This is a genomic window from Nonomuraea sp. CA-141351 (assembly GCF_050944675.1).
Lineage (GTDB): Bacteria > Actinomycetota > Actinomycetes > Streptosporangiales > Streptosporangiaceae > Nonomuraea.
In genome coordinates this window covers 2698947-2721222 of record NZ_CP191982.1, presented here as the reverse complement: position 1 = coordinate 2721222, position 22276 = coordinate 2698947, and the positions used below count along the sequence as shown (strand labels likewise).

18 protein-coding genes are annotated in these 22276 nt (G+C 70.8%); 16 read left to right on the top strand and 2 right to left on the bottom strand.

The window, feature by feature from the left end; all coding sequences use genetic code 11:
- The first annotated feature begins 66 nt into the window (after positions 1-66).
- From ACQPWU_RS13245 to ACQPWU_RS13185, 13 genes are all read left to right on the top strand, one after another.
- Positions 67-4710 carry an ATP-dependent helicase gene (locus tag ACQPWU_RS13245; protein ID WP_433439685.1) on the top strand — a complete coding sequence of 1548 codons (4644 nt, stop codon included), beginning with the start codon at positions 67-69 and terminating at the stop codon, positions 4708-4710.
- Positions 4711-4780: 70 nt separating this feature from the next.
- Positions 4781-5386: a TetR/AcrR family transcriptional regulator gene (locus ACQPWU_RS13240; RefSeq protein WP_433439683.1), complete on the top strand. Its 606-nt coding sequence runs from the start codon at positions 4781-4783 to the stop codon at positions 5384-5386.
- Positions 5383-6135, top strand: coding sequence for an ABC transporter ATP-binding protein (locus ACQPWU_RS13235; RefSeq protein WP_433439681.1), 753 nt, complete (start codon positions 5383-5385; stop codon positions 6133-6135). The genes ACQPWU_RS13240 and ACQPWU_RS13235 overlap by 4 nt, the downstream gene beginning before the upstream one ends.
- Entirely contained in the window at positions 6126-7889 is a 1764-nt protein-coding gene (locus ACQPWU_RS13230; RefSeq protein ID WP_433439679.1) for a hypothetical protein, read from the top strand. Before ACQPWU_RS13235 ends, ACQPWU_RS13230 begins: the two co-directional genes overlap by 10 nt.
- Entirely contained in the window at positions 7861-8424 is a 564-nt protein-coding gene (locus tag ACQPWU_RS13225; protein ID WP_433439677.1) for a hypothetical protein, read from the top strand. The genes ACQPWU_RS13230 and ACQPWU_RS13225 overlap by 29 nt, the downstream gene beginning before the upstream one ends.
- Before the next feature lie 25 nt (positions 8425-8449).
- Positions 8450-9124 carry a GntR family transcriptional regulator gene (locus ACQPWU_RS13220; RefSeq protein WP_433439675.1) on the top strand — a complete coding sequence of 225 codons (675 nt, stop codon included), beginning with the start codon at positions 8450-8452 and terminating at the stop codon, positions 9122-9124.
- 90 nt (positions 9125-9214) lie between these two features.
- The gene (locus ACQPWU_RS13215) at positions 9215-10831 is read left to right on the top strand and encodes an ABC transporter substrate-binding protein (RefSeq protein WP_433439673.1); all 1617 of its coding nucleotides are present in this window, start codon (positions 9215-9217) and stop codon (positions 10829-10831) included.
- Positions 10831-11790, top strand: coding sequence for an ABC transporter permease (locus ACQPWU_RS13210; protein ID WP_433439671.1), 960 nt, complete (start codon positions 10831-10833; stop codon positions 11788-11790). The genes ACQPWU_RS13215 and ACQPWU_RS13210 overlap by 1 nt, the downstream gene beginning before the upstream one ends.
- The gene (locus ACQPWU_RS13205) at positions 11783-12610 is read left to right on the top strand and encodes an ABC transporter permease (RefSeq protein WP_360697554.1); all 828 of its coding nucleotides are present in this window, start codon (positions 11783-11785) and stop codon (positions 12608-12610) included. The genes ACQPWU_RS13210 and ACQPWU_RS13205 overlap by 8 nt, the downstream gene beginning before the upstream one ends.
- Complete coding sequence (locus tag ACQPWU_RS13200) at positions 12607-13572, top strand: ABC transporter ATP-binding protein (RefSeq protein ID WP_433439669.1); 966 nt, start codon at positions 12607-12609, stop codon at positions 13570-13572. The genes ACQPWU_RS13205 and ACQPWU_RS13200 overlap by 4 nt, the downstream gene beginning before the upstream one ends.
- Positions 13569-14537 (top strand): ABC transporter ATP-binding protein, encoded by a 969-nt coding sequence (locus ACQPWU_RS13195; RefSeq protein ID WP_433439667.1) that lies wholly within the window; start codon positions 13569-13571, stop codon positions 14535-14537. Before ACQPWU_RS13200 ends, ACQPWU_RS13195 begins: the two co-directional genes overlap by 4 nt.
- Before the next feature lie 50 nt (positions 14538-14587).
- Positions 14588-16342: a gamma-glutamyltransferase family protein gene (locus tag ACQPWU_RS13190; RefSeq protein ID WP_433445201.1), complete on the top strand. Its 1755-nt coding sequence runs from the start codon at positions 14588-14590 to the stop codon at positions 16340-16342.
- Positions 16339-17079 (top strand): sulfite exporter TauE/SafE family protein, encoded by a 741-nt coding sequence (locus tag ACQPWU_RS13185; protein ID WP_433439665.1) that lies wholly within the window; start codon positions 16339-16341, stop codon positions 17077-17079. Before ACQPWU_RS13190 ends, ACQPWU_RS13185 begins: the two co-directional genes overlap by 4 nt.
- Before the next feature lie 10 nt (positions 17080-17089).
- On the opposite strand, the gene ACQPWU_RS13180 is transcribed toward ACQPWU_RS13185, so the two are convergent.
- Both ACQPWU_RS13180 and ACQPWU_RS13175 read right to left on the bottom strand, forming a co-directional pair.
- Positions 17090-17740 carry a M15 family metallopeptidase gene (locus tag ACQPWU_RS13180; protein WP_433439663.1) on the bottom strand — a complete coding sequence of 217 codons (651 nt, stop codon included), beginning with the start codon at positions 17738-17740 and terminating at the stop codon, positions 17090-17092.
- A gap of 12 nt (positions 17741-17752) precedes the next feature.
- A complete protein-coding gene (locus ACQPWU_RS13175) occupies positions 17753-18901 on the bottom strand; it encodes an ROK family protein (protein WP_433439661.1) in 1149 nt (382 codons plus the stop codon).
- A gap of 137 nt (positions 18902-19038) precedes the next feature.
- Here ACQPWU_RS13175 and ACQPWU_RS13170 point away from each other — a divergent pair, with 137 nt between their 5' ends.
- The 3 genes from ACQPWU_RS13170 to ACQPWU_RS13160 are packed head-to-tail and all read left to right on the top strand — an operon-like array spanning position 19039 to position 22216.
- The gene (locus ACQPWU_RS13170; RefSeq protein ID WP_433439659.1) at positions 19039-20367 is read left to right on the top strand and encodes an extracellular solute-binding protein; all 1329 of its coding nucleotides are present in this window, start codon (positions 19039-19041) and stop codon (positions 20365-20367) included.
- A 5-nt stretch (positions 20368-20372) separates the two neighbouring features.
- Entirely contained in the window at positions 20373-21365 is a 993-nt protein-coding gene (locus ACQPWU_RS13165) for a carbohydrate ABC transporter permease (RefSeq protein ID WP_433439657.1), read from the top strand.
- Entirely contained in the window at positions 21365-22216 is an 852-nt protein-coding gene (locus ACQPWU_RS13160) for a carbohydrate ABC transporter permease (RefSeq protein ID WP_433439655.1), read from the top strand. Before ACQPWU_RS13165 ends, ACQPWU_RS13160 begins: the two co-directional genes overlap by 1 nt.
- Positions 22217-22276: the final 60 nt, after the last annotated feature.

Here is a 22276-nt window from a genome sequence, read left to right as displayed (position 1 = left end):
CAAGGCCCCTGCTCAATCGCCCGTCAAGGTGCCAATGCGTATTCTGTCGGTGGCGCGAGGCAGTATGTGCTGGTGAGCTCCCTTGACCAGTTCAGCCAGGTGACCAGGCAATGGTTCGCCGGAGCCTTCCAGGCGCCCACGTCCGCCCAGGAGGGGGCGTGGGAGTCGATCTCGCGCGGCGACAACACCCTGGTCGTCGCGCCCACCGGATCGGGCAAGACGCTGGCGGCGTTCCTGTGGTCCCTCGACAGGCTGGCGTCGGACCATGCCGAGGCCACTCCCAAGCCGGACCGCGCCGAGGCCACCCCCAAGCGCAAGCGCAGCAAGCCCGAGCCCGCCGAGCCCGTCCGCAAGGGGACTCGAGTGCTCTACGTGTCGCCGCTCAAGGCGCTGGCCGTCGACGTCGAGCGCAACCTGCGTGCCCCGCTGGCCGGGCTCAAGCAGACGGCGCGCCGGTTCGGGCTGCCGGTGCCGGAGATCTCGGTGGCGATCCGCTCGGGCGACACCCCCTCGGAGGACCGCAGACGATACGCGGCCAAGCCGTCCGACATCCTCATCACGACGCCGGAGTCGCTGTTCCTGCTGCTCACCAGCCAGGCGCGAGAGGCGTTGCGCGGCGTGGAGACGGTGATCGTGGACGAGGTCCACGCGGTCGCGGCCACCAAGCGCGGCGCTCACCTGGCGCTCAGCCTGGAGCGGCTCGACGCGCTGCTCGACAGGCCCGCGCAGCGGATCGGGCTGTCGGCGACCGTGCGTCCGGTGAGCGAGGTGGCGGCGTTCCTCGGGGGCACGCGACCGGCCACCGTCGTACAGCCGCCGTCGGAGAAGCGGATCGAGGTCGAGGTCGTCGTCCCCGTCGAGGACATGACCGAGATGGAGGGCCGCCCGCAGCCCCAGGGCGAGGAAGATTTCGCCCCGGAGCCGGGCAACAGGTCGATCTGGCCCCATGTGGAGGACCGGCTGTTCGATCTGATCGGGGCGCACAGCTCGACGATCGTCTTCGCCAACTCGCGGCGGCTGGCCGAACGGCTGTGCACCCGGCTCAACGAGCTGGCTTACGAGCGGGAGCGCGGCGACGGCGAGGCCGTCGACCTCTCCATCTGGGAGACGGGACCGTCCGCCGGCCCGGTCTGGGAGACGCCCAGGCGGATGCCCGCCGACATGATGGCGCAGGCCGGGGCGAGCAAGGGCGTCGTGACGGAGATCGTCCGCGCTCACCACGGCTCGGTCTCCAAGGAGGAGCGGGCGCAGATCGAAGAGGCGCTCAAGTCCGGCCGGCTGCCTGCCGTGGTCGCCACCTCCAGCCTGGAGCTGGGCATCGACATGGGCGCGGTCGACCTGGTCGCGTGCGTGGAGGCGCCGCCGAGCGTGGCCAGCGGGCTCCAGCGCATCGGCCGGGCCGGTCACCAGGTCGGCGCGGTGTCCAAAGGAGTCATCTTCCCGAAATACCGGGGCGACCTGGTGCAGACGACCGTGGTGGCCGAGCGCATGAAGAGCGGCCAGATCGAGGAGCTGCGCTATCCGCGCAATCCGCTCGACGTGCTGGCGCAGCAGATCGTGGCCATGACCGCGATGGACGAGTGGACGGTCGACGAGCTCGAGTCGGTGGTCAAGCGGGCCGCCCCCTACGCCACCCTGCCCAGGAGCGCGCTGGAGGCCACGCTCGACATGCTGGCCGGGCGCTACCCGAGCGAGGAGTTCGCCGAGCTGCGCCCGCGCATCGTGTGGGACCGCGTCACCGGCACCCTTCAGGGTCGCCCGGGCGCGCAGCGGCTGGCGGTCACCAACGGCGGCACGATCCCCGACCGCGGCCTGTTCGGCGTGTTCCTGGTGGGCGAGAAGGCCTCCAGGGTGGGCGAGCTGGACGAGGAGATGGTCTACGAGTCGCGCGTGGGCGACGTGTTCGTGCTGGGCGCGACCTCCTGGCGGATCGAGGACATCACGACCGACCGGGTGCTCGTCTCGCCCGCGCCCGGCCAGCCGGGCAAGCTGCCGTTCTGGCACGGCGACGCGCCGGGGCGCCCGGCCGAGCTGGGCAGGGCGATCGGGCAGTTCCTGCGCGAGCAGGCCAAGCTCGGCTCGACCGAGCGCATGCGGGCGGCCGGGCTCGACGAGTTCGCCGCGGGAAACCTGCTGGCCTACCTCCACGAGCAGCGCGAGGCCACCGGCTACGTCCCCGACGACCGCACCCTGCTGGTCGAGCGCTTCCACGACGAGCTCGGCGACTGGCGCGTGGTCATCCACTCCCCCTACGGCGCGCGGGTGCACGCCCCGTGGGCGCTGGCGATCAGCCGGCGGCTGCGCGAGCGCTACGGCATCGACGTGCAGGCCGTCCACTCCGACGACGGCATCGTGCTGCGCATCCCCGACACGCTCTCCGAGCCGCCCACCGACGTGGCCGCGTTCGACGCCGAGGAGATCGAGCAGATCGTCACCGAGGAGCTGGGCGGCTCCGCCATGTTCGCCTCCCGGTTCAGGGAGTGCGCGGGGCGGGCGCTGCTGCTGCCGCGCCGCACGCCGGGCAGGCGCAGCCCTCTGTGGCAGCAGCGCCAGCGCGCGGCCCACCTGCTGGGCGTGGCCTCGCAGTACGCCTCGTTCCCGATCGTGCTGGAGACGATGCGCGAGTGCCTGCAGGACGTCTTCGACGTGCCGGGGCTCGTGCAGCTCATGCGCGACATCGCCGCGCGCCGCGTGCGGCTGGTCGAGGTCGAGACGTCGCAGGCCTCGCCGTTCGCCACCTCGCTGCTGTTCCACTACGTGGGCGCGTTCATGTACGAAGGCGACGCGCCCCTGGCCGAGCGGCGGGCCCAGGCGCTGGCGCTGGACACCACGCTGCTGGCCGAGCTGCTGGGCCAGGCCGATCTGCGCGAGCTGCTCGATCCCGACGTGATCTCCGACACCGAGCGCGAGCTGGCCAGGCTCGACCGCCCGCTGCGCGACCTGGAGGACCTCGCCGACCTCCTGCGCTCGCACGGGCCGCTGCTCGCGCCCGACGTGAGCGTGCGCGGCGGCGATCCGTCCTGGCTGGAGGAGCTCGAACGGTCGCGGCGCGCGATCAGGGTGCGCATCGCGGGCGAGGAGCAGTGGGCGGCGATCGAGGACGCGGCCCGCATGCGTGACGCGCTGGGCGCGCCGCTGCCCGTCGGGGTGCCCCACGCGTTCCTGGAGCCCGTGGCCGATCCGCTGGCCGACCTGCTGGCGCGGCACGCCCGCACGCGCGGGCCGTTCCACGCGGGCACGGCCGCCGCCCGGTTCGGGCTGGGCGTGGCCGTGGTGACGGACGCGTTGCGGCGGCTCGCCGCGTCCGGGAGGGTCGTGAACGGCGAGTTCCGGCCCGGCGGGCGGGGCGAGGAGTGGTGCGACGCCGGCGTCCTGCGGATGTTGCGCCGCAGATCGCTGGCGAGGCTGCGCAAGGAGGTCGAACCGGTCGCGCCGGAGACCCTCGCCCGGTTCCTGCCCGCCTGGCACGGCATCACCGGCTCGAGCGGCGCGGCGGCCGGTGGCCGGGGGGCGAGCGAGGCGGCCCGGGCCATGGACGCGCTGGTCCGCTCGATCGAGCAGCTCCAGGGGGCCGCGGTGCCCGCGTCCGCGCTGGAGACGCTGGTGCTGCCCTCGCGAGTGCCCGGCTACCACCCGGCGCTGCTCGACGAGCTGACCTCGTCGGGCGAGGTGATGTGGGCGGGTCAGGGGTCGCTGCCCGGTGGCGATGGATGGGTGTCGCTCTACTACGCCGACACCGCGCCGCTGCTGCTCCCCGAGCCCGCCGAGATCACGATGACGCCCCTGCACGAGCGGGTGCTCGAGCTGCTGGGCGGGGGCGGCGCGCTGTTCTTCCGGGGCATCTCCGACCAGCTCGGCTCGCTGGACGACGCGACGCTGGCCGCGGCGCTGTGGGACCTGGTGTGGGCGGGGCGGGTCTCCGGTGACACACTGGCCCCGTTGCGGGCCACGCTCGGCACCGGCCGTCCCGCGCACCGGCCCGCCACCACGCGCAGGCGCCGGGCCGTGCTGCCGAGCAGGAGCGGCCCTCCCACCGTGGGCGGCCGATGGTGGCTGCTGCCCGCGCCCGCCGCCGACGCGACCCAGCGGGCCCACGCGCAGGCCGAGGTGCTGCTGGAGCGGCACGGCGTGGTGACCAGGGGCGCGGTGACGTCCGAACGGCTGCCCGGCGGGTTCACCCCCGTCTACCAGGTCTTGCGCGCGTACGAGGAGAGCGGGCGATGCCGCCGGGGCTACTTCGTCGAGGGGCTGGGAGGCGCGCAGTTCGCGCTGCCGGGAGCGGTCGACCGGATGCGCGCCATGGCGCCTGGCATCGCCCCGGCCGCACACCAGGAGAACGCACGGTCCCGGGCCGTGGTGCTGGCCGCCGCCGATCCCGCCAGCCCGTACGGCGCCGCGCTCCCCTGGCCGCAGCACCCGGGCGACCTCGGGCACAAGCCGGGCAGGAAGGCCGGGTCGCTGGTCGTGCTCGTGGACGGCCACCTGGTGCTCTACGTCGAGCGAGGCGGCAAGACGCTGCTGTCGTTCGCCGACGACGAGCGGCTGCAGCCCGCCGTCGACGCGCTCGCGCTGGCCGTGCGGGACGGCGCACTCGGGAAGTTGACCGTGGAGCGGGCCGACGGCGCCTCCATCATCGACTCACCGCTGGCGGCTGCCCTGGAGGCGGCCGGGTTCCATCCCACGCCCCGCGGGCTGCGCCTACGCTCCTGACACGCGCCCTACGGCCGGACGCCGTTGAAAGGCCTTCCAAAAATTTGAATGGCCGTTTAAAGTTCTGAACGTGACGTCAGAAAGTCGCACGTTCATCGAAGAGGCCCGCAGGGCCCAGATCATCGCGTGCGCCATCGAGGTGCTCGCCGAGCAGGGGTACGCGCACACCACCCTGGCCCGGATCGCCAAGCAGGCGAAGATCAGCACCGGCGTGATCTCGTACCACTTCGGCGGCAAGAAACAGCTCATCGAAGCGGTCGTCGCCGAGGTCGCCAGGCTGGCCACGGACATGATGCTCCCCCGGATCCTCGCGCAGCCCACCGCGACCGAGGCCCTGCGCGCCTACCTCGAGAGCAACCTCGACTTCATGCGCGAGCACCGCACACCGCTCCTGGCCCTGATGGAGATCATCACGCACATGCCGGGCGAGGAGGGCGGCCCTGGGCCGTACGCGGAGCAGGCCGAGGTCGCCATCACGGACCTGGAGAAGGTCCTCGACTGGGGCCGGCAGAGCGGCGAGTTCCGCGACTTCGACAAGCGCAGCATGGCCATCACCATCCGGGGTGCCGTCGACGCCGTGCCGTCGCGCATCGTCCATGAGCCCGACCTCGACCTCGACCTGCTCGCCCGCGAGCTCGTCACCACCTTCACGCTCGCCACCAGGAGAGAGCCTTGACAGCAGCAGCCTTAGAGATCAGCGGCCTGGCCAAGACGTTCGGCGAGAAGATCGCCGTCGACCACGTGGACCTCACCGTCCCCCAGGGCTCCTTCTACGGCCTGGTCGGACAGAACGGCGCGGGCAAGACGACCACGCTGTCCATGGCGGTCGGCCTGCTCAGACCCGACGGCGGCACGTCGCGGATCTTCGGCGCCGACGTGTGGTCGGACCCGGCGCGGGCCAAGCAGCTGGTGGGTGTGCTGCCCGACGGGCTGGCCATGCCAGAGCGGCTCACCGGGCGTGAGGTGCTCACGTACCTCGGCCTGCTCAGGGGCCTGAGCAAGGAGGTGGTGGCCGAGCGGGCTGAAGAGCTGCTGTCGGTGCTGGAGCTGGACGAGGCCGAGAAGACGCTCGTGATCGAGTACTCGACCGGCATGCGCAAGAAGATCGGCCTGGCCACGGCGCTGCTGCACGCGCCCAGGCTGCTGGTCCTGGACGAGCCGTTCGAGGCGGTGGACCCGGTGTCGGCGGCGACGATCAAGATGATCCTGCGCGGCTTCGTGGCGGGTGGCGGCTCGATCGTGCTGTCCAGCCACGTGATGGCGCTGGTCGAGCAGCTCTGCGACCACGTGGGTGTGGTCGACAAGGGCCGGGTGGCGGCGGCGGGCCCGCTCGACGAGGTACGCGGGGCGGCCACGCTCGAGGACAGGTTCGTGGAACTGGTCGGCGCGGACTCCACCGGTACCAAGGGGCTGTCATGGCTATAGCGCTGACCCTGGTCAGGATGAAGATCGCCATTCTGCGCCACTCCACCAAGGGCCGGCGCGGCGGCATGATGGCCTCGGGCGGCGTTCTCGGGCTCCTGCTCGCGGCCGGCACGATCTACCTCGCCTTCCAGGGCGGCGACTGGCCGGCCGCCGCCTACGCCGTGTGGATGCTCGGCTGGATCATCGGCCCGGTCTTCTCCGGCGGCGGCGACGAGACGCTGCGGCCGGAGTTCTTCGCACCGCTGGGGCTGCCCGCGCGGCGGATGGCTGCAGGGCTGCTGGTGTCGGCGTTCGTGGGCGTGGCGCCGGTGATCAGCCTGGTCGCCCTGGTGGGGCTCGTCTTCGCGGCCTCGCCGGGGAACGTGGTGGTGGCGGTGCCCGCGATGGTGCTGCAGCTGGCCATCTTCGTGCTGCTGTCGAAGGTGGCCGTGGGGCTGCTGGGCATCGCGCTGCGGTCCAGGGTCGGGGCGATCGGCGCGGGGCTGATCAACGGGGCGGTGCTGGCGTTCCTGGGCCAGGCGTGGGTCTTCGCGGTGGCCTTCGGCCAGGGCGCCCGGATCCCGGCGTTCGTGCGTTACCTGCCGTCGGGGTGGGGACTGCTCGCCGTACAGGGTGAGTACCTGGCACTGCCGGCGATGGCGGTGCTGATCGTGCTGCTGCTCGCGGCGTGGGCGGCGCTGCTGTCCGGGCGGACGGGCGCGGAGCGGCCCTCGACGCGGGGCCGCCGTCCGATGCGGGCCGCCACCGCGCAGGAGGCGGTGGTGGCCAAGGAGCTGCGTACGTGGTCGCGCGACCTGGTACGCAACCACCAGCTCACGTTCGCGCTGGCCTACGGGGTGTTCTTCGCGGGCGCGCCGCTCGCGCTCGGCTGGACGGGCATGCTGCCGTGGGCGGCGCCGATCTTCATCGTGATGGCCGCGGCCATGACCGCCAACCTCTACGGCACCGACGGCACCGCGCTCTGGCTCACGCTCATGACGCCCGGCACGTCCGACGTGCGCGGCAGGCAGCGGGCCTGGCTGGTGACCGTGGGCCCGGTCGCGATGCTGCTGGCGGTGGCGCTGACGCTGGTCACGGGCGGTCCGTGGCCGCTGATCCTGGCGAGCGTGGCGGCGCTGCTGGGCGGCGCGGCGGGGCTGGTGCCGCTCATCTCGGTGTACGCGCTGGTGCCCGGCACCGATCCGCAACGGCGCGGCGGCAACCCGCTGCGCACGAGCGAGGACGACGGAGCCCTGACGGGCTTGGCCTATCTGACGATGCTGCTCGTGGCCCTGTCGGGCGCGCCTGCCGTCGTGGCGGCCCTGCTGTACGGCTGGTGGGGCGTCGCGGCCGGGCCGGCGACGGGCGCGCTGTGCTACTGGGGCCTGGGCCTGCTGGCGGAGCGGCGGCTGGCGGCGCGGGGGCCCGAGCTGCTGCACATGATGCGCACGGGGCGGCGGGAGAGCGGCGGCGGCACGTCGTTCAAGCTGCCCGATCTGCCGAAACCTCAGCGGACGATCGTGACGACATGCCTGTCGCTCGGCGCGATCCCGCTGTTCCCCCAGGGCATCGTGGCCGCCGCCTTCCTGGCGAACGACCGGCTGAGGATGTCGTGGTTCCTGGCCACGTACATGCCGCCCGGGCTGCGCTGGCCGACGGCCGTCCTCATGATCCTCATCGGTCTGGCCATGTACGGAGTGGGCCTGTGGATCCCCTACCGGGCCAAGCAGCGGGTGAAACCGGTAGATGGCTCCACTGAAGCGCTTACGCGCTGACCTCGGCACCGGCAAGAACCTCGAGATCTACCTGACGGCAATCATCGCGCTGGTGGTCGGCGTGCTCGGCGTCTTCGACATCGTGGAACCAAGGTCGTGGGGCGCCGCGACGCAGGCCACGCTCGCCCTGGTCGCCGTCAACGCCCTCGGCCCGCGGCACCAGGTCACCGACCTCGATTCACAGGTCGCCAGGGCGAGTGAGGTCCGCCTCGCGGGAGTGACGCTGAGTCGCACCGTGCGCGCCCACGTCGAGGACCTGCGCAAGGCCCTGGCGCGCGGGGCATCGGTCAATGTACTGCTGATCGATCCGGAGGGCTCGGCTCCGGAGGAGGCGGAGAGGAGAAGCACGATCCCCGGCGAGGACGACGGCGTCATCCACGTCGAGCTCGGCACGGCCGGCCGTGATCCGGTCTTCACGCTCACCCCCGGCCGCGACCATTTCTGGTACGAGCACTTCAAGGAGGAGTTCGGCCGCCTGTGGGAGGTAGGCAGGCCGGCGACCGAGGCCGACTGGCACCCGGGCCCCGAGAGCTGATCCCGCTGTATACGATTGTCGCCTCATGACTGATTTGACACTGGGCGCGGCTCACCGGACCTTGCGCGACGAGGTGACCAACGAGCTGCGGCGCCGCATACTCTCCGGCGAGCTGGCCCAGGGCGAGCGGCTGGTCGAGGACCGGCTGGCCGCCTCGCTAGGCGTGTCGCGCAACCCCGTGCGCGAGTCCATCCGGGTGCTGGCCACCGAGGGGTTCGTCGAGGTCGTGCCCAGGCTGGGCGCCACCGTCGCGCGCCTGTCCGCTGCGGAGGGCGAGGAGCTCTTCGACGTGCGCATGGCGGTCGAAGGGCTGGCGGCGCGGCTGGCCGCGCGCAAGCGGACGCCCGGGTCGGTCGAGCGGCTGCGGCGGGTGCTCGATCAGGCCAAGGAGGCGGTGGACAGCGGGCGGCTGGAGGAGGTGGCCGACCTCAACACCGCCTTCCACCTGGCCGTGGGCGAGGCGGCGGGCAACTCGTACCTCAGCCTGATGATGAAGCCCATGCTCCTGCGTGCGCAGTGGGTCTTCAGCCAGACCGCCGCCGTACGCGGGCCGCACTCCTGGTCGGAGCACCTGAGCCTGTGCGAGGCCATCGCGGCGGGCGACGAGGACGAGGCGCAGGCCAGGGCCGTCGCGCACGTGGCCGCGGCCAGACGGTCGTTCCTCACGGCCGCGCGCAGGACAAAACACCCGAACGATTAGAAAACGGTCAGATAACAACCAGGGGCCACGAAACACTGGTGAAATGTCAGGTCTTGTATACAGTCTCCTAAACGTTTCAACGGAGGCCCCATGAGACCGTCCCCCAGGCTGGCCGCGGCGCTCGCCGTTCTCCCCCTCGCCCTGGCGGCTTGCGGCGGAGGCGGGTCCAGCAGCACGCCCGCGGCCCCGCCTTCCATAGCCGACGCCTCTGCCGACAACCGGCCCGTCAAGGCCGGCGGCACGCTCAACGTGGCGCTCAACGCCGACCCCGACGCACTGGACCCGAGCATCTCGACCACGCTGGTGGGCCGCGAGGTGTTCGCGAACATGTGCGAGAAGCTCTACGACATCGATGCCCAGGCGGCCCTGGTCCCGCAGCTGGCCAGCGCCTTGCCCGAGGTCTCCGGCGACGGCAAGGAGGTGACGATCAAGCTCCGGGAGGGCGTGAAGTTCAATGACGGCACGGCGTTCGACGCCGAGGCGGTCAAGAAGTCGCTGGACCGGCACCGCACCTGGGAGAAGTCCGCGCGCCAGGCCGACCTGGCCGCGGTGTCCAAGGTCACGGTGGTCGATCCCACGACGGTCAAGCTCACGCTGACGCAGGCGTTCACGCCGCTGACCGCCCAGCTCGCCGACCGCGCCGGCATGATCATGTCACCCAAGGCGCTGGACGCGGGGAACGACAACTTCGGCGCCAACCCGGTCTGCGTCGGGCCGTTCAAGTTCGCCGGCCGCACCTCCGGCAGCCAGATCGTGCTGGAGAAGGCACCCGACTACTACGACGCCGCCAAGGTCAAGCTAGACAAGCTCGTATACAAAATCATCGTGGATCCGAACGTGCGGGCCGCGAACCTGAAGTCCGGCGACGTGCAGGTGGGCGACCAGCTCGCCACCACCACGGTCAAGGGCGTCCAGAGCGACCCGAACCTCAAGGTCGTGTCCGGCGGCGGCCTCGGCTACTACGGCATCACGATCAACACCGGCAACGCCAACGGCTCCACCGAGAAGCCCGGCACGGTCAACACGGCGCTGGCCAAGAGCCCGCAGCTGCGTGAGGCGTTCGAGCTGGCGCTCGACCGCGACGTGATCAACAAGACCGTCTACAACGGACTGTACGAGCCGGACTGCTTCCCGGTGCCGATGAAGAGCCAGTTCCGGGCCGCGGACCTGCAGTGCCCCAAGCGTGACCTGGCCAAGGCCAAGCAACTCGTGCAGGCCTCCGGCGTGCCGACCCCGATCCCGGTCACGCTCACCAGCCCCAACGACGCGGTCAACGTCCGCCTGGCGCAGGTCATCCAGCAGATGACCAAGGAGGCGGGCTTCAACGTGAGCGTGCAGAGCGCCGAGTTCGTCAGCGCCCTCGAGCAGGGCAAGTCCGGCAAGTTCGACGTCCTGCTGAACGGCTGGTCGGGCCGCGTGGACCTCGACGGCAACCTCACGAACCTCATCACGAGCCGCGGCAGCAACAACTACAGCGGCATGTCCGACCCCGGCATCGACGACCCGATCAAGCAGGCCGCCGCCGAGACGGATCCGGCCAAGCGGGCCGAGCTCTACGCCTCCGCCATGAAGAAGGCCGCTGAGGTGCGCGGAGTCCTGTACCTCTACCACAACAAGTACTACCTGGGCATGAACAAGAACGTGGCGGGAGTCCAGTACTTCGAGGACGGCCTGCCGCGCTTCGTCACCGCAGGATTCACCGGCTGATGCTCTGGTTCATCCTCCGACGCTGCGGGTCCGCGGTGATCGTGCTGTTCCTGGCCAGCGTCCTGATCTTCCTCGGGATCAGGGCGCTGCCCGGCGACCCGGCCGCGGTCATGGCGGGCCAGGAGGCCTCGCCCGCCGTGGTCGAGGCCATCAGGCACGAGTTCGGCCTGGACAAGCCGCTGCCCGCCCAGTACCTCGACTACGTCGGCCAGACCCTGACCGGCAACTTCGGCCGCTCGACGCAGGACCAGCTCCCGGTGATCGACATCCTCGCCGAGCGGCTGCCGGTGACGCTTGAGTTGTCGGCGCTGGCCATGCTGGTCGCCATCGTCGTCGGTGTCGGGACCGGCATCGCGGCGGCCGTCCGGCGCGGCCGGCTCGCCGACTACGTGGCCACCGGGTTCGGCCTGGCCGGGCTGTCGGTGCCGCACTTCTGGCTGGGCATGCTCGGCATCCTGCTCTTCGCGGTCACCTGGCGGATCCTGCCCGCCTCCGGGTACGTCCCCTTCACCCAGGACCCTGGGCAGAACCTCCAGCGCATGATCCTGCCCGCCCTCGTGCTCGGCACCGGCTTCGCCGCCATCCTCATGCGGCAGACCCGCTCGGCCATGCTGGGCGCGCTGTCCGCCGACTACGTCAGGACCGCCAGGTCGAAGGGCCTGTCCGAGGCGAAGGTCGTGGGTGCGCACGCGTTGCGCAACAGCCTGACGACCGTCGTCACCGTGCTGGGCCTCCAGCTCGGCGCGCTGATCAGCGGCGCCGTGGTGACCGAGCAGATCTTCGTGATCCCCGGGTTCGGCAAGCTGACCGTGGACGCGGTGCTGACCAGGAACTACCCGGTCATCCAGGCCGTCGTGCTGATCACGGTCATCGGGTACGTGCTGGTCAACCTGCTGGTCGACGTCGCCTACGCCTTCCTCAACCCCCGGATCAGGCTGTCAGGGGGTGCCCGTGACTAAGTTGTGGCGCCGCTTCAGAAGGCGGCCGATGCCGATGGCCGGGCTGGTGCTGGTGGTCGCGTTCGTGCTGCTGGCCCTGATCGGGCCGCTGGTGACCGGCGACCCGGCCGCGCAGGACTACCTGGCCACGCTCGCGCCCCCGTCGGGCGCGCACCCGATGGGCACCGACGACCTGGGCCGCGACGCGTTCGCCAGGATCGCCCACGGCGCGCAGGTGTCCCTGCAGGCCGGGGTGCTCTCCACGCTGCTGGCGATGGTCGTGGGCATCCCGATCGGCCTGGTGGCCGGGTTCTACCGGCGCTGGCTCGACCCCGTGGTGATGCGGCTGGTGGACGTGACGCTGGCGTTCCCGTTCCTGGTCTTCGCGGTGGGACTGGCGGCGATCATCGGGCCCTCGCTGAAGGGCGTGGTGTTCGCGCTGGGCTTCTCGCAGCTCCCCGCCATCATCAGGATCACCCGCGGCGAGGTGCTGGCGGTCAGGGAGATGGACTACGTGGCCGCGGCCATCGCCGACGGCGCGGGCGACGGGCACCTCATCTTCCGTTACGTGCTCCCGAACTGCCTCAACCCGCTCATCGTGCAGGCCACCGTGGCGATCCCGGGAGCGATCATCGGCGAGGCCACGCTGTCGTTCCTGGGGCTCGGCGTGCAGCCGCCCACACCCTCGTGGGGCGTGATGCTGACGACCGCGCAGCAGTACCTGAGCGACGCGCCCTGGCTGGCCATCTGGCCCGGGGTCATGATCGCGCTGGCCACGCTCGGCTTCAACCTGCTCGGCGACGGGCTGCGTGACGTTCTGGACCCGAGGAGCGCCCGATGAGCCTGCTGGAGATCACGAACCTCACCGTCGACTTCGACACCGAGGACGGCCTGGTGCAGGCGGTCAGGGACATCTCGCTCACACTGGACGAGGGCGAGATCCTGGCGTTGTGCGGCGAGTCGGGCTGCGGCAAGTCGGTCACCGCGATGTCGGTGCCCAGGCTGCTGCCGCCCGACACGACCAGGCTGTCCGGCTCGGTCAAGCTGGACGGGCGCGAGCTCACCACGCTCCCCGAGCGGGACATGCGGCAGGTACGCGGCAAGGACGTCTCGGTCGTCTTCCAGGAGCCGATGACCTCGCTGAACCCGTCGTTCACCGTCGGATACCAGATCACCGAGGTGCTGCGCAGGCACGAGCGACTCTCGCGCCAGGCGGCCGCCGGCCGGGCCGTCGAACTGCTGGAGCTGGTCGGCATCCCGGCGCCCCTGCGCCGCATGAAGGAGTACCCGCATCAGCTCTCCGGCGGCATGCGCCAGCGCGTGATGATCGCGATCGCGGTGGCCTGCTCGCCGCGGGTGCTGATCGCCGACGAGCCCACCACGGCGCTCGACGTGACGATCCAGGCGGGCGTGCTGGACGTCTTCCGCGACCTGCGCGACCGGCTCGGCACTGCGATCATCCTCATCACGCACGACCTGGGGGTCGTGGCCGACATCGCCGACCGGGCCGTGGTCATGTACGCGGGCCGCGCCGTCGAGCAGGCCTCGGTGACCGAGCTGTTCGCGAACCCGCGCCACCCGTACACGCTGGGCCTGATGAACGCGCTCCCGTCCGCGGCCGTCAACGGCAGGCTGGCCGAGATCCCCGGCATGGTGCCCTCGCCGCTGACGGACCCCGACGAGTGCGCGTTCCAGGCCCGCTGCCCGCGCGCCCAGGACGACTGCCGCGCGGCCAGACCCCCGCTCGAACGGCACGCGGACGGCCATCTGGCGGCCTGTTTCCACCCGGGAGGCAAGCGATGATCCTGCGCATCGACAACCTGGTCAAGCACTACGGTCAGGTACGCGCCGTGGACGGCCTGTCGCTGGAGATCGGCCAGGGCGAGGTGCTCGGCCTGGTCGGCGAGTCCGGCAGCGGCAAGTCCACGGTCGGCAAGTGCGTGCTGCGCCTCACCGAGCCCACCTCGGGCACGGTCGAGCTGGACGGCCGCGACATCACCCACCTGTCGCGACGGGCCATGCGCCCGCTGCGCAGGGACGTGCACATGGTCTTCCAGGACCCCTTCTCCTCGCTCAACCCGCGTTTCACGATCGGCCAGATCGTCGGCGAGCCGCTGCTCAGGCACAAGGTGGCCGGTCGGCGCGAGGTGTCCGAACGCGTGTCGGCCATGCTGGAGAAGGTGGGGCTGCGGCAGGAGATGCGTTCCCGGTATCCGCACGAGCTGTCCGGCGGGCAGCGGCAGCGGGTCGGGCTGGCCAGGGCGCTGATCCTGGAGCCCAAGCTGGTCGTGGCCGACGAGCCGGTGTCCGCGCTGGACGTGTCGGTGCAGGCGTCGGTGCTCAATCTGATGACCGATCTGCAGCGGGACATGGGGTTCTCGTGCCTGTTCATCACGCATGACCTGTCGGTGGTGGAGTTCCTGGCCGACCGGGTCGCCGTCATGTACCTGGGCAAGATCGTGGAGTCGGGTCCGACGGCCGAGATCTTCGCCGCGCCGCGGCACCCGTACACGCAGGCACTGCTGTCGGCGGCCCCGGTGGCCGACCCGGTCAGGCAACGGGAGCGGCGCAGGGTCGTGCTCGGCGGCGACGTGCCCAGCCCGGTCGATCCGCCTGCCGGGTGCCGGTTCCACACGCGGTGCCCGCTGGCGTACGACGCCTGCCGTACCGACGAGCCGCTCTTGACCGACCCACGTGGGAGCGGCCACCCGGCCGCGTGCCACCTTGTAACGGCGGACCGCCTCCCCGACGCGGCCGCGAATCTTTAGAAGGAGAGATCTTGTTCACCACCAGGCCCGAACTGTCAGGTGACTTCGGCATGGTCGCCAGCACGCACTGGCTGGCCTCGGCCACCGGCATGGGCGTGCTGGAACGCGGCGGGAACGCCTTCGACGCGGCGGTGGCCGCCGGGTTCGTGCTCCAGGTCGCCGAGCCGCACCTGAACGGCCCCGGCGGCGAGGTGCCGATCCTGCTGTGGAGCGAGGCCGAGCAGAAGGTGTCCGCGGTCTGCGGGCAGGGTGTGGCGCCCGCCGCGGCCACCATCGAGCGCTTCACCGAGCTGGGCCTGGACATCGTGCCCGGCACGGGGCTGCTGGCGGCCACCGTGCCGGGGGCTTTCGGCGGCTGGATGCTCATGCTGGAGCGCTGGGGCACCTGGTCGCTGGCCGACGTGCTGGCGCCGGCGATCCACTACGCCGAGCACGGCGTGCCGGTGCTGGAGCGGATCGCGGCCACGATCGAGTCGGTCCAAGGATTGTTCAACGATCACTGGCCGACCTCGGCGGCGACCTGGCTGCCCGGCGGGAACGTTCCCGCGGCCGGTTCCAAGCTGGCCAACCCGGTGCTGGCCGCCACCTACCGGCGGCTGGTCGCCGAGGCCGAGTCTGCCTCGAGCACCCGTGAGGGCCAGCTCGCCGCCGCCAGGAGGGCCTGGTACGAGGGGTTCGTCGCCGAGGCGATCGCCGAGTTCAGCGCCAAGACGGCCTGGCTGGACAGCTCCGGCGAGGCGCACGGCGGGCTGCTCACCGGCGACGACCTGGCCCGCTGGTCCGCGACCGTCGAGCAGCCTCTTGCGTTCGAGTACCACGGGCACACCGTCTACAAGACGGGGCCGTGGGGGCAGGGGCCGGTGTTCCTGCAGCAGCTCGCCCTGCTGCGGGGCTTCGACCTGGACGCGATGGGCCATCTCAGCGCCGACTACGTCCACACGGTGACGGAGGCCGCCAAGCTCGCCTTCGCCGACCGCGAGGCCTGGTACGGCGACACCGACGTACCGGTGTCCGACCTGCTCAGCGAGGCGTACAACACCGAACGGCGCAAGCTCGTCGGCGCCGAGGCCAGCCTCGAGCTGCGGCCCGGCGCGCCCGGCGGTCGCGCGCCCAGGCTGCCCGACTTCCCCGCGCCCGGCACGGCGAGCACCGCGCCCGGCATCTCGGGCGCCCGTTCCCCGCAGGGCGTCGGCGAGCCGACCGTGGCCCGCGACGGCACGGTGAAGGGCGACACCTGCCACCTCGACGTCGTGGACCGGCACGGCAACATGGTCTCCGCCACCCCCAGCGGCGGCTGGCTGCAGAGCTCCCCCACGATCCCCGAGCTGGGCTTCTGCCTCGGCACCAGGTCGCAGATGTTCTGGCTGCAGGATGGGCTTCCGGCCTCGCTGCGTCCGGGCACGCGCCCGCGCACCACGCTGTCGCCGTCGTTCGCGCTCAAGGACGGCAAGCCGTGGCTGGCGTTCGGCACACCCGGCGGCGACCAGCAGGACCAGTGGAGCCTGAACTTCTTCCTCACCGTCGTCCACGGCCGCCTGAACCTGCAGGAGGCCATCGACGCGCCCATGTTCCACTCCGAGCACTTCCCCAGCTCGTTCTTCCCGCGCGGCTCCCGCCCCGGCGTGCTGCACGTCGAGGACCGCCTGGACGCCGGCGTGATAGCGGAGCTGCGGCGGCGCGGGCACGAGGTCGAGGCGCAGGGTCCGTGGACGCTGGGCAGGCTCAGCGCGGTCGCCCGTGACGGGGCGTTCCTCAAGGCCGCCGCGAACCCGCGCGGCGCCCAGGGCTACGCAGTCGGCCGATGACCGATCTGCTCTTCCTGTTGGGCGCCGGTCTGCTGGCCGGAGCGGTGAACGCGCTGGCGGGCGGCGGAACGCTCATCTCGTTCCCCGCGCTGGTGGCGCTCGGATACCCGAGCCTGACCGCGTCCGTGACCAACGCGGTGGCGCTGTGGCCCGGCTACCTGGGCGGCGTGCTCGGCTACCGGGCCGAGCTGCGCGGCCAGCGGCGCAGGGCGACGGCGCTGTCGATCACGACCGTGCTGGGCGCGGTCGTGGGCAGCGCGCTGCTCCTGCTCACGCCGGGCAAGCTGTTCGAGTCGCTGGTGCCATGGCTGGTGGCCTTCGCCAGCCTGGCGCTGCTGGCCCAGCCGTGGCTGCGCAAGCTCTTCGGTGGCGAGGCCGGCGGGCCGCCCAGCAAGATGGTGTACGCGGGAGTCTTCCTCGGCGGCTGCTACGGCGCCTACTTCAACGGCGGCATGGGCGTGCTGCTGCTGACCGTGCTCGGCATGTTCCTGCACGACAACCTGCATCGCGTCAACGCCGTGCGGGCCACGCTCTCGCTGGTGATCAGCACGGTGTCGGTGGTGGCGTTCTCCCTGTTCGGGCCCGTCCAGTGGCAGGCCGTGGCGGTGGTGGCGCCGGCCAGCCTGGCCGGCGGGTTCCTCGGCACGCGGCTGGCCAAGCTCATGTCCGCCAAGGTCCTGCGCGGCGTCGTCGTCGCCTTCGGCCTGGGCGTGGCCGTGGCACTGGCCCTGCACTAGGAAGGCGGCGTCAGACCGGGCCGTACAGGGCGTGGGAGGCGCCTGTGGTCATGGCCCAGTAGCGGTCGCCGTACGACCAGTGCCACCACTCCGTGGGGTAGTTGACCAGGCCGGTCGGCTCCAGGGCGGCGGCGAGGATCTTGCGGTGGTTGCGGGCCTCGGCGGAGATGTTGGGGGCGTCGGTGTAGCAGGCGCCGTCGCTCTGCTCGGGGTTGTCGTTGACCTGGGTGCCCATGTCGTACTCGACGCCGTCGGGGTCGCACAACGTCAGGTCCACGGCGGCGCCGGCGGTGTGGGGGGCGACCTCGACCGGGGACACATACCGGCTTGCCGCGATATATGCCTCTTCGGGAGAAATTTCGGGGAATGTGCGTTGGAGCTCCGCCCGGTACCCGTCGAAGATCCGGCGCTGCGTCGCGATGGGACGGTAGCCCTCGACGACCAGCAACTGGAAGCCGTCGGGCAGCACGCGCTGGGCCTGCTCCAAGCGGTCGAGCAGGCCCGAGCGCAGATGCGCGTACGCGCCTTCGTCGTCCGCCAGGCGCCCGTCCACGCGCAGCCGCCCGCGCACGTCGGCCAGCGGTTCACCGCATTCCCGCACGGGAATCCCGGTCACCCGGGGGTCGGAGATGAGCACGACATCGTTGGGGGACTGCCACATGGGCAGAAATTCTCACACAGTGTCGGAGAAGACCTGCTCCCGGGCCTGCTCCAGGGCCGCCACCAGCGCACCGCGCAGCACCGGGTTGCCCGCGACCTCGGTCGCGACCACAGTGGGCCGGCTCGGGCACACGCGGGCCACCGCCTCCTGCACCTTGGCGGCCAGCCGCGCGCCGCCCGCCCTGCCGATGTCGCCGCTGAGCACGATCAGGCCCGGATCGAGCACGACGGTCACCGCCGCCGCGCCCACGGCCAGTCGTCCCGCCACCTCGTCCAGGTAGCCCTCGTCGCCGCCGCGCACCAGGTCGGGCACCGTGTTGCCGCTCACGCCGTGCCGCTCGGCCAGGCCGCGCAGCGCGTCGTGGCCCACGAGGCGCTGGAACGAGCCGGACTGGGGCTCCGAGACGTCGGACGGCAGCGGCTCGCCCGGGACCGGCAGCCAGCCGATCTCGCCCGCTCCCCCGCTGATGCCCCGGTGCAGCCTGCCGCCCAGCATGACGCCGAGGCCCTGGCCGACGCCGGCCCAGATCACCACGAAGTCGTCGTAGCCGACGGCCGCGCCGTACTTGTGCTCGGCGAGCGCGACCAGGTTGACGTCGTTCTCGATCGTGACCGAGTTGCCGAGCGTCTGGCGCAGGCTGGCCAGCACGCCGACGTGCCAGTCCGGCAGGTCGTACGACCAGCGCACGTCGCCGGTGGCAGGATCGACCACGCCCCGCGTGCCGATGACGAACGCGCGCAGCCGTGCCAGGCTGACGTTCGCCGTGTCGCAGGCCCGCTGCACTGCCTCGTGGACCGCCTTGACCGGATCCCGGCTGTCGGAGGGGTTGACCGTGATCTCGACGACCACCTTGCCTGTGATGTCCGCCACAGCGACCTGGAGGCTGTCGGGCAGGACCTCGAGCCCGGCGACGTACGCGCTGGAGGGGACGACGGCGTACACGGCGGCGTGCGGTCCCCTGCCGCCCGCGCGCTCGCCCGCGAGCTCCACCAGCCCCCGCTCCTCCAGGCGTGCAAGCAGCTGACCTGCGGTTACCTTGGAGAGCCCGGTTCGTTCCCCCAGTTCGGCCCGGGTGAGCGGGCCGTCCATGAGGAGCAGTTCGAGTGCCGCGCGATCGTTCAGCCTGCGCAGCAGCCGGGGGACCCCCGGGCTTCGACTCATTACCGCACCCCTCTCGTCACGAATGGCTAACGAGCGTTTCTTTTAAGAAAGTTTCTTGTTAGTTTAGCAGCCGTCGCTCGACATTGACGATCAGCCTGGTGCGGACTGTAGGCCGGCACCCGGGAAGGGAGAACCCTGTGAGGATCGCGAAGATCACAGCCGCTACGGTCAGCACGGCCGCGCTGGCCCTGGGCCTGGCCGCTTGTGGCTCCAGCGAGGCGCCCTCGTCCTCACCCAGCGCCGCCGCCGCGCCTGCCAGCAGCGGCCCCAAGTACGCGGGCAAGACGCTGACGTTCTGGCGCCTGGGCGACAGCAACCCGGACGCCAAGAAGTACACCGACGAACTGATCGCCGAGTTCGAGAAGGAGACCGGCGCCAAGGTCAACGTCGAGTGGATCCCGTGGCCGCAGGTCAACGACAAGTTCACGGCCGCGGCGGCGGGCGGCGCCGGCCCTGACGTCACCGAGATCGGCAACGACCAGGTCCCGCTGTGGCAGAGCCAGGAGGCCCTGGAGCCGATCAGCGACATCGTCTCGGCCGGCGACCAGGCCCAGATCCCCAAGAACCTGATGGGTCTCGAGACCATCGACGGCGAGACGTACGCCGTGCCGTGGGGCGGCGGCAGCCGGGCCGTGCTCTACCGCGCCGACTGGTTCAAGGAGCTCAAGATCGACGTTCCCAAGACCTGGGACGAGCTCGTGGCCGCCGCCAAGAAGATCCAGAAGGCCAAGGGCTCGGACGTCGACGGCTTCGCCTTCAACGGCGGCTCTGACGCCAATCACCTGCTGGGCGCCCTCGCCTGGACCGCCGGCGGCGACTACGCCGTCAAGGAGGGCGACAAGTGGGTCGGCAAGCTCACCGAGCCGGGCTTCAAGGAGGGCTTCGCCCAGTACACCAGCCTGGTGACCGACGGTCTGTCCAGCAAGTCGCGCCTCAACCAGAACAGCGTGGAGATCCGCACCCGCTTCTCCAACAACAAGGTCGGCATGTACCTCACCGCGTCGTGGGACCTTGCCACCATCGCGGAGGAGAGCAAGGGCAAGATCAAGGGTGACAAGCTGGCCTTCTTCCCGCTCCCGTCCAAGGCGGGCGGCGACGCGCAGTCCTTCCTCGGCGGCAACGACATCGCCGTGTGGGGCACCGCGAAGGAGAAGGAGGCGGCCAAGGAGTTCGTGAAGCTGGCCTCCAACAAGCAGTGGGGCGTGAAGTACGCCACCGACGGCGGCCTGCTCCCCGTCTACCCCGAGGCCCTGGCCGCCCTGTCCAGCGACCCGGCGCAGGCGCCGTTCGCCGCCGCCTTCGCCAAGGCCAAGGCCTTCCCCGCCGACCCGCAGTGGACGGAGGCCAACGAGACCAAGGCGGTACTGCAGAACGCGGCCCGCAAGGTCATCGAGGGCAAGGCGAGCGCGGATGACGCGCTGGCCGCGGCGAACAAGGAACTCGAAGACATCCTCAACGCGTCCTGAGACCTATGACGAACTTGTCAACGCTCTCCCGGGGCGGAGGCCATGCCTCCACCCCGGGACGGCGCCGCTCACACCGCCCGCCGCGAAGCAGCGGGCTTCCTGCCTGGTCGATTCCTTACGTCCTGCTGATTCCGGGACTGCTGGTCATCGGGGCGCTGCTGCTCTACCCGCTGGTGCAGATGGTGATCATCTCGTTCCAGAAGGTGGGGCTCGTCCAGATCTCCGGCAAGAAGCCGGCCACCTGGGTCGGACTCGACAACTTCACCAACATCCTCAAGAACGACATCTTCTGGTCCTCGCTGCGCAACACGGTGGTGTTCGCCGCCATCGCGGTGCCGCTCACGCTGATCCTGGGCACCGCCGTCGGCGTCCTGCTGCACCGGCTCGGCAAGAAGATGTCGCTGTTCGTCATCATCGGCATCATGTTCGCCTGGGCAGTCCCGCCGGTGGCGCAGGGCGTCATCTGGCGCTGGCTGTTCGACTCCGAGGCGGGCATCATCAACTGGGCGCTCAACCTGCTGCCCGAGTGGTTGACCGGCCGGGACGACTGGTCTGGTCAGCCGTGGCTCAACGATGCCTGGTCCGTCTACATGGTGCTGATCATCTGCGTGGTCTGGGCGGGCTTCCCGTTCATCGCCGTCTCGGTGCTCGCCGGGCTCAAGGGCATCCCCGCCGAGCTCTACGAAGCCGCCAAGGTGGACGGATCGGGAGCGTGGCGCACGTTCAGGAAGATCACCTTCCCGCTGCTGAAGCCGGTGTTCGCGGTGCTGACCGTGCTCTCGATCATCTGGGACTTCAAGGTCTTCGCCCAGCTGTACGTGCTGACCGGCACCTCCAATCGCGAGGCGTACAACCTGTCGATGTACGCGGTGACCGAGGCGTTCAAGGCCCCGCCGAAGATGGGGTCTGGCGCGGCCATCGCGGTGGTGCTGACCGTGATCCTGCTCATCGTCACCGCGGCCTACATCCGGCAGATGTTCAAGCAGGAGGAGCTGTGATGAGCCCGCTGGCCCGCAAGCGCCTGGGCAAGGTCGCGCTCAACGCGGCAGGCGTGCTGGTGTTCCTGGTCGCCATCTTCCCCGTCTACTGGATGGCCTCCACCGCCTTCAAGGCGAACGACCAGATCTTCACCACCGAATTCATCCCTTTCCCCACGCACTTCACTCTCGAGCACATCACGCGGGTGCTCACCGACGGCGTGGCCGGGCACTCCATCTGGCTCTACATGCGCAACAGTGCCATCGTGGCGCTCGGAACGGTCCTGATCGGGGCGATCTTCTCGCTCCTCTCGGCGACCGCCGTGGCTCGGTTCCGGTTCAAGGGACGCACGGCGTTCCTGGCACTGCTGCTGGTCGCGCAGATGATCCCGGCCGAGGCGCTGGTCATCCCGCTGTTCCTGGGCATCAAGCGTCTGGGCCTGTACGACCAGTTGCTCGGCCTGATCGTCACGCAGGTGGCGCTGACGCTGCCGTTCGGGATCTGGATGTTGCGCACGTTCGTCGCCGCCGTGCCCAAGTCACTGGAGGAGGCGGCCTGGATCGACGGCGCCAGCCGGTTCACCACCTTCTGGAAGGTGCTCTTCCCGCTGGTGGCCCCGGGCCTGGTCGCGACCAGCATCTTCTCGTTCATCACCGCGTGGAACGAGCTGATCATGGCGCTGTACCTGATCAGCGACCCGACGAAATACACCATGCCCGTCGCCCTGCAGTACTTCTTCGGGCAGAAGGGCACGGACTGGGGCGCCATCATGGCCAGCTCCACGATGATGACGATCCCGGTCGTCATCTTCTTCCTTCTCGTACAACGCCGCATGGTCTCCGGCCTGGTCGCCGGCGCCGTGAAGGGCTGACATCCGCGGGGCGAATGCCTGATTCGACCCTGCCCATCTTTGGGCCTGAAATCCGATGAG

Excerpts from the sequence above, each read along its gene's own strand:
- ACQPWU_RS13230 (WP_433439679.1), top strand. The coding sequence starts at position 6,126 with ATGGCTATAGCGCTGACCCTGGTCAGGATGAAGATCGCCATTCTGCGC.
- ACQPWU_RS13225 (WP_433439677.1), top strand. The coding sequence starts at position 7,861 with ATGGCTCCACTGAAGCGCTTACGCGCTGACCTCGGCACCGGCAAGAAC.
- ACQPWU_RS13220 (WP_433439675.1), top strand. The coding sequence starts at position 8,450 with ATGACTGATTTGACACTGGGCGCGGCTCACCGGACCTTGCGCGACGAG.
- ACQPWU_RS13215 (WP_433439673.1), top strand. The coding sequence starts at position 9,215 with ATGAGACCGTCCCCCAGGCTGGCCGCGGCGCTCGCCGTTCTCCCCCTC.
- ACQPWU_RS13210 (WP_433439671.1), top strand. The coding sequence starts at position 10,831 with ATGCTCTGGTTCATCCTCCGACGCTGCGGGTCCGCGGTGATCGTGCTG.
- ACQPWU_RS13200 (WP_433439669.1), top strand. The coding sequence starts at position 12,607 with ATGAGCCTGCTGGAGATCACGAACCTCACCGTCGACTTCGACACCGAG.
- ACQPWU_RS13195 (WP_433439667.1), top strand. The coding sequence starts at position 13,569 with ATGATCCTGCGCATCGACAACCTGGTCAAGCACTACGGTCAGGTACGC.
- ACQPWU_RS13190 (WP_433445201.1), top strand. The coding sequence starts at position 14,588 with ATGGTCGCCAGCACGCACTGGCTGGCCTCGGCCACCGGCATGGGCGTG.
- ACQPWU_RS13185 (WP_433439665.1), top strand. The coding sequence starts at position 16,339 with ATGACCGATCTGCTCTTCCTGTTGGGCGCCGGTCTGCTGGCCGGAGCG.
- ACQPWU_RS13180 (WP_433439663.1), bottom strand. The coding sequence starts at position 17,740 with ATGTGGCAGTCCCCCAACGATGTCGTGCTCATCTCCGACCCCCGGGTG.
- ACQPWU_RS13175 (WP_433439661.1), bottom strand. The coding sequence starts at position 18,901 with ATGAGTCGAAGCCCGGGGGTCCCCCGGCTGCTGCGCAGGCTGAACGAT.
- ACQPWU_RS13165 (WP_433439657.1), top strand. The coding sequence starts at position 20,373 with ATGACGAACTTGTCAACGCTCTCCCGGGGCGGAGGCCATGCCTCCACC.
- ACQPWU_RS13160 (WP_433439655.1), top strand. The coding sequence starts at position 21,365 with ATGAGCCCGCTGGCCCGCAAGCGCCTGGGCAAGGTCGCGCTCAACGCG.